Source organism: Polaromonas sp. (assembly GCF_010365105.1).
In the GTDB taxonomy this organism is placed as follows: Bacteria; Pseudomonadota; Gammaproteobacteria; order Burkholderiales; family Burkholderiaceae_C; genus Polaromonas.
The window spans coordinates 123,302-130,038 of record NZ_JAAFGZ010000017.1 but is presented as its reverse complement, the minus strand read 5'-3'; the positions used below and the strand labels follow the sequence as shown (position 1 = coordinate 130,038).

General features: G+C 47.2%; 8 protein-coding genes. 6 read left to right on the top strand and 2 right to left on the bottom strand.

Annotation, left to right across the window (positions count from 1 at the left end):
* A partial coding sequence (locus GZ092_RS13000; protein ID WP_293636984.1) for a hypothetical protein occupies nt 1–742 on the top strand: 742 nt, incomplete at its 5' end.
* A gap of 42 nt (nt 743–784) precedes the next feature.
* Nucleotides 785–1,507: an ATP-binding protein gene (locus tag GZ092_RS12995; RefSeq protein WP_293636983.1), complete on the top strand. Its 723-nt coding sequence runs from the start codon at nt 785–787 to the stop codon at nt 1,505–1,507.
* 287 nt (nt 1,508–1,794) lie between these two features.
* Here GZ092_RS12995 and GZ092_RS12990 read toward each other — a convergent pair whose 3' ends face one another.
* Nucleotides 1,795–2,256: a hypothetical protein gene (locus GZ092_RS12990; RefSeq protein ID WP_293636981.1), complete on the bottom strand. Its 462-nt coding sequence runs from the start codon at nt 2,254–2,256 to the stop codon at nt 1,795–1,797.
* 359 nt (nt 2,257–2,615) lie between these two features.
* Between GZ092_RS12990 and GZ092_RS12985 the strand changes: the two genes are divergently transcribed.
* Nucleotides 2,616–3,107, top strand: a complete 492-nt coding sequence (locus GZ092_RS12985) for a hypothetical protein (protein WP_293636980.1) — start codon at nt 2,616–2,618, stop codon at nt 3,105–3,107.
* Between the two features lie 10 nt (nt 3,108–3,117).
* Here GZ092_RS12985 and GZ092_RS12980 read toward each other — a convergent pair whose 3' ends face one another.
* Entirely contained in the window at nt 3,118–3,477 is a 360-nt protein-coding gene (locus tag GZ092_RS12980) for a winged helix-turn-helix domain-containing protein (RefSeq protein WP_293636978.1), read from the bottom strand.
* Nucleotides 3,478–3,571: 94 nt separating this feature from the next.
* On the opposite strand from GZ092_RS12980, the gene GZ092_RS12975 reads away from it, so the two are divergent.
* The 3 genes from GZ092_RS12975 to GZ092_RS12965 all read left to right on the top strand — a co-directional run bounded on the left by GZ092_RS12975 (nt 3,572) and on the right by GZ092_RS12965 (nt 6,539).
* Complete coding sequence (locus tag GZ092_RS12975; RefSeq protein ID WP_293636976.1) at nt 3,572–4,123, top strand: hypothetical protein; 552 nt, start codon at nt 3,572–3,574, stop codon at nt 4,121–4,123.
* A 255-nt stretch (nt 4,124–4,378) separates the two neighbouring features.
* Nucleotides 4,379–4,948, top strand: coding sequence for a hypothetical protein (locus tag GZ092_RS12970; RefSeq protein ID WP_293636974.1), 570 nt, complete (start codon nt 4,379–4,381; stop codon nt 4,946–4,948).
* Nucleotides 4,949–4,997: 49 nt separating this feature from the next.
* The gene (locus GZ092_RS12965; RefSeq protein ID WP_293636973.1) at nt 4,998–6,539 is read left to right on the top strand and encodes a tetratricopeptide repeat protein; all 1,542 of its coding nucleotides are present in this window, start codon (nt 4,998–5,000) and stop codon (nt 6,537–6,539) included.
* Nucleotides 6,540–6,737 lie beyond the last annotated feature (198 nt).

Sequence of the window (6,737 nt, the reverse complement as noted above, 5' to 3'; positions counted from 1 at the left end):
GCGGTCACGTTGCCGGAATCCTCCCGTTCACGTTCACCGGAACGTCGGTCACGATCCCGGAATCACCGGTCACGTTGGTCCGGAATACTCAACATGGTCGGAGGAGGGGAAAACATGCGAGCAAGACATTACGCGCAGTCATACCCGTTTGTATGAGCTGCTGGCACGCGGACCCTACCAGTTCTATCTCCGCATGAAAAATGATGAAACACCTGACGCCGTGCGTCTGCAGCTTCGAACAGCACTTGATAAGTGTCTTGCTGAACAGGGCATGAAAACGCAAGAAAAAACCAATGACATGAACAGGATCGTCAAAGCGGTGTTCTGTGGCCAAGATCGTCGTCGTGTCAGCGCTTACGCGAAAGCTCTTCTTGCAGCCGCACAGGAAAATGTCACGGTTGAAGAATTGCCAGATTGGATTACTACAAACGGCGGCATTGAAAAAGTGCGTCTCGGCACTAAAGCGCCAGGCCCAGCAGGTCTTGCAACGATCGCAAAAGATTACCTTACGGACAACGTGCTTTTCACAGTAGAACCCAATGCGGACGCCGCACTGTTCGGCGTGGATGACGAAGATAAACCCATCCTCCTGTTTGCAACTTATCGCGCAACCGGCGAGATCGAAATTAACAGTGTCGTGAAACACGACAGTTCCATTGCAACAGCAGCTTATGCAGCCTACTACGCGGCGAACAAGAAAAAGCTTACTGCAGCTAAACAATCAGCCGCGTTATTCAACTAAATTTTTACTTGGGTGGGCGAAAAGCCCATCCTCATAATTAACATGCAAAAAAATCAAACTCAATTCGCTCCTAAATCCTTCGAAGACTTTGTCATCAGCAACCCAAGATCACGCGAAAAGCTCAACGATATCTTTAATGCTGACAAGCCGTTTCCAGGAGGTGGTAAAAATGCCATTTGTCTTTGGGGAACGTACGGCACCGGAAAAACGACGCTTGCAATGGAACTTCCAAAGCTTCTCGAAGAATCCAGGAACATGCCTGTAATTCACAATTCTCCTAGTATCCTTAGTTCATCCCGCTTCTGGGAACTCACCAAGTGTGGGGAGGAAAATGTAACCACAATTATTCAGGGGCTCAACAATCGAATATATCAACCCGCGCTCTCGCAATCAGGCTGGCGCTACGAAATTTTCGATGAGATAGATGTGATCGACATAAAAAAGGGACAGCCACGGCTCAAATCCGCAATGACACATTCTGAAAACACAGTGTTTATTTTTACTACGAATCATCCCGACAAGCTTGACCGAGGGATCATTGATCGGTCACATCTCATTGAAATGAACCAAGCGCCAGTCGAACATATGGCTGATCTTGCAGAGGGATGGATGTGCGCCATGGGTCTTTCTAGTGGCGAGATTGACCGTGCAACACTAATCGATATGGCGAAAGAAAGCAGGGGTTCGTTTCGTTATTTCTTGCCGGAGGTTCAGACAGCAGTGAACCGATATCTCCGTACTGCGTTAAGTAATTCTACTAACTAGTTCAGGTTGTCGAGCAGCGGAGAAAGGGGGAATTATCTTTCCCGCTGCTAGTTCACAGCGCTTGTGCGCGATGGCGATAATGCCCGCAATCTCGTCATATTCGTTATACCAACCCACGGGGTTACCATTTTTGCTAGCAATCCAGATGGGCCAATTATCTGAGCAGAGATGGTTGAAATCAACGAGCTTGCAAAAATCTTCGGCATCTACATGGAAGTGTGTGATGTCCGTTCTCAAGATGACTTCAGCGAGTTCCATTCTTTAAGATATAGGGGTTAACAGTACAGTTAGGATTTCACTTCTGAATCTTTGCGTGTGAATTTGCGCTGGGTTGCCTTTAATACAGTGTCAAGCTCTCCTTGAGCAACAGCAATTTTTGCCGAGTTGACAAGTTTAATAACTGTTGCAGCGTCTGAAACCTGAAAGTGTGTTGTGCCGTTGAACGGCATTGCGTTGTTTGCGTTCCGGAAAGAGACTAGAAACTTGCCGTCAGTAAGTTTTTTAAACCATTTACCTTTATCCATTCCTTCGGTCAACGACTGAATTACCTCATCTGCATTCGTGGCAAACTTTGCACGCATGCGTTCTACAGGGTCAGTTGACATTACTGGTTTTAGAAATGGTTCTGCAATTTGTGCAAGTGTCTGAAGAAAGCTATTAGATGCTTGCGGAACCGATGTCGATGGTTGTGCGTCTGCTTGCGTTGTGTAAGAAGTGTTCTCTCCGAGAAGCGTTTTGACTTTTGACATGAAATGCTTTCATTTGATGCGGCAAAAATGCCGCATACCAATGATTACTTGTGGTGCCCGTGAAATCAACAAAAGATTGATTTTCAATTCGTAGGGTATTCACTAAACCTGGCCAACGGTAATGCGTTGGCAGGTTATTTAATGACTTGCATGCATAGCTTCATGTTCTCCTTGATCGTCGCTCCAAGGGGGTGGCAGACGTGCTCTAGGGCATTTCTTTAATCATTGGTTATCGATCCAAAAATGAAGAGATGCCAATTTAGACTTCGTTGCTGATATCGTGCAAAATGTTAGCTGCCCTGTCCCGGGATATAGACATAAGCTGCTTAGTATTGGCAGCCGATAATAAGGAGATCAGCATGAAGCTGACAGACGACGAATTGCGCAAGTTGCGCAATGCATTTAACGTGCAAAAAAAAACGCAAGCGAATCGAAAGCCAGATCGAAATGGCAATGCCATTCGTTTAACAATGTTCTTTGAAGAGTGGCTTAACGTTTGGATTGACAGCGGGAAAATTGCTTTGCGAGGTTCAGGACGCGGAAAGTTTTGCATGTCGCGCAAAAATGATCTGGGTGACTATGCCATTGGTAATGTCGAGATCAAGTCTTGCGAAGAAAACAGCCGAGAAGCGAAACAAGGCCGCATGGTCAGTCAATGCACTAGGAACAAAATGAGTGCGAGTCGAGCAGGGTGTGCAAAAGACAAAGAGCATAAAGCGAAGCTATCTGAAACCCATCGTTCACTACCGCAAGTAAAATGTCCGCATTGCGGCACAAAAGGGCGAAAGGGTGGGGCAATGACACGACATCACTTTGATCGATGCAAGTCAGTGGCACCGCATCCTGCATAGCCGTGTCTTGCTAAACCCCGCTCTTGGCCGCTTCTACCATGCACCTAGAAAGCTTGGCAAAGTAGCGAATTGCATCCTGCGTCAGTTTGATTTGCTTGCGCCGTGCGTCCTCTGTATCCGAGAGCATGATCCAGCCCTTGACACGCATCGATTTAAGCCGTGTATGAATCGTAGCTGGAGCGCCAAGTTGTTCTTTTGCCATCATGTCGCGAACGCAAAGCCGCTCCTCTTGTTCGCCGGCACGCGCAATCAATGCAAGGATTCGTTCTTCAAGGGGGTCGAGCGGCGGCAATGATGGCAGGCCGCGTATGGCTTCCGCCAACTGCAAGAAGCGGAGATAGACGTCTGAGGACTTTATTGTGTTCTTCATGGTGTCAATTTTTCAAATGTACTAGCTTTCAGGTTACGCTTAACGTTAGATATCGTTACAGAACTTAGTTCAATAAAGCTGGACCTGCAGGAACATGAAGCAACTTCGGCTACAGGCCATGATGGTCCTCGCAACGATGTTGCTCTTCGTTGCGATGCTGGCCATCAATGAATGGCTGTTTACCCGCTTTGAATTTGCACGCGGGATCAACTGGATTTATCTGCCGGCTGGCATACGTCTGTTATGCACGTTGCTGTTTGCGGAAGCTGGAGCCATAGGATTGCTGCTGGTGTCTTGGCTCGTTTGCTTCTTCTTCTTTTTTCCAGATGACCCTGTGCGGTCATTTGTTGGCGGCATTCTGGCAAGCCTGGCACCTTACTTGATTTACCGCATTGCTGAGAAAAAATATGGTTTGCACGCATCGCTGACCAATCTGACGCCCAAAAGACTGCATGTCTTGATCGTTACCTACTCAGTAGCCAGCCCGCTTTTACACCACATATGGTTCGCATTGCAGGGTCAGCAAGAAATCATGCAGGGGTTTTTGACTATGTTCGTTGGCGATCTGATGGGCACTTTGCTGGTCATCTACAGTGTCAAAGCTGCCTTGTCGCTACTCCCGTCCAGTCCTCATGGGTTGCGCTAACAAAATTCGCACTCGTCTAACGTAAAAAATATCAGTATCTGGGCTTGACTGCAGATGTTACTGGCGCTACTATTTGTAAATTGCTCTAAAAATTAGAGCGATTTTTTGAAGCAAATAGAGCGTAATTTTTAGCGAGTCATGCTTCGGAATACAACTGCAGCGTCATCGCTTACATTGCAGCGAATAAGCAGATAGAGCGTGTGTAGCACTGACGAGAATGGCGTTGCCTGCTTAGATATTTAACAGGATATATAAATGAATTATAAATATGCAGAAAAACAAATCGATAAAAATTGGATGTTTTGCATTCCACTCGTTATTGCTTTGGGTGCATGTGGAAAAAGCGAATCACCAGTTATTCTTCCACTCGATGAAGCTCGTTTAATTGAGGTAGTGTCCCTGGCGCAGGCCGAGTCGAAAAAAGCAGAGAATGACATGCAAACTGGCGGGATCAAAGCCAAAAGAGACGAAGCCCTATGCAGGGCAATCACTTCTCTCGCGGTGAATAACTGGATTGGAACGATTAATAAAGTCAACTCAAATAGTGATGGTAAGGGTGTACTTGAGATAACAATTTCAAAAGATGTCAAGATAAAAACTTGGAATAACGCATTTTCGGATTCGCGTGAAAATACGCTTATTGCGCAGGGCAGTCCCCTCTTTGAAGCCACTTCGCGTTTGAAATCCGGTCAACGGGTTGCATTCTCTGGTACGTTTTTCAAGGGTTCAGAAGGCGATTGTTTGCGCGAAAGCAGTCTTACCTTGAGAGGAAAAGTACAAGATCCTGAATTTATTTTCCGCTTCTCGGAAATTTCGGCTAGCTAGCCGGCTGAATAGGCTTTATGGGAAACTATGCATTTATACAGGAAACAACATGGGTAAAGCTGGTGGAATTATCGGAATAATTTCTGGAGTATTTGGATTTATAGCAGCCATTTTCACACTGTTGATTGGCGGAGTTGGTTCTGCTTTTAAGGCGCAGGCGGCCGGAACCATAGTAGGGCTGGGTTGGGGCGGGGTCTTTTTCTCATTTCTCGCAATTGTTTTTGGTGCAGTCGCATTCGCCCGACCAAAACTTGCTGGCATTGGCCTTATTTGCACGTCGATCATGGGCGCAATATTAGGTGGAACCATGGTGGCCGTATGTATGGCGCTTGCATTTCTTGGGGGCATTCTTGCAATTTTAGGCGCTCCAAAGGGTGTATTGACCTCGTCTGGCACCGATACAAAGAATGGACCAATCGAATCCTCTGCAATTACGATCAAGACATTGTCCATTGAGTCCTCCATGGAGCAATCGACAGCTTGTGCTCAGTGTGGAGAACAAGTCTTGCGCGATACCCAATTTTGTCGGCATTGTGGAACTCAATTGTTCGACACGACAAGCCCGAAAGTCGTTAGTGCCGATGCTCCAATAGGCAACGCCGTAGGCTCGATTTCACTTTTCAATGAGAAGTCCGCAGCCTTCACGAAGAGCACTATTGATAAGCCAGCGAACAGGGCGCGATCAAAGGCAGGTTCTGGGCAGTGGAAGTTTTTCGTACTCAGTGTGGTCGCTGTAGCCGCCTTGGGAGCGACAGGATACGTTACTTGGCAATATAAAAATGCCTCAGATGCCTTGAAAGCACAACAAGAAGCAGAGCGAGAGCAGCAAACCAAGCTTGCTTTGAAAAAAGCAGTTGAAGAAGCCTCTGCTTTAGCTGCTAAAAATACGGAGGAAAAGATTCGTACTGAAATACGCGAAAAACAAGCTGCTGCGGTAGTGGAACAAGCCTTAATAATTGAACAGTCGGCAAACGTGACAACAACGGTTGTCGCTCCAATCACAACTCCATCTCTGTTGGAGAAAGCGAAAGTATGCTCATCGGCTCAAGACTGTGTCGAAGTTATGCTCAGCGCGGTTGAACCGCTGCAACAGGAAATTGTCCACCTGGCAGCAGCACGAATTAGCGACATGCCAAAACCAATTGCAGGGGACCGTAAGGCCGCACGATCAATAAACCAGCGCGGTATTGAGTTGCTTTCAAGTGGCGCAAATGAAGAAGCTTTGCAGAAATTCTCACAGGCACGCGACCTTGATGCACGCGATGTTGAAATTCAAGCAAATCTTGGGTGGGCCTATGTCTTGACCAACAAACCTTCTGAAGCTAAGCAGGCGTTAATTTCTGCGCTACTGCTGGACCCCCGGCGAACAAGCGCATGGTCTCCACTTGCAGACGCACATGATCTTGAAGGAAATTCGAAAAGTGCGGTGGCTGCATTGCTGCTGGCGTATGAATTTTCTTCTAATCGCGACAAGACCGTTGACTTCTTCAAGTTAAAGGCCGACACGGCAGCGCGACCGACTATGCGCAGCACTTATGTCAGCACGCTGCATGTGTTGGAACAGCGACTGCTAAAAGCAGCGAAACAATAAGGAAGAGGACAACCATGGTTTACCGCCCAGCATGTGAATACGACATTCACGACACCGCGTCAATATCTCTTCAGTGTGGCGCCATTCAGTTCCTCAAGGTGCAAAAATGATTGCATGCAGGCGATGTGGTTTCCAAGAGCAGAACGATTCGCGGTTTTGCTCGGACTGCGGCAACCCTCTTCATCGACCAAATGCTGC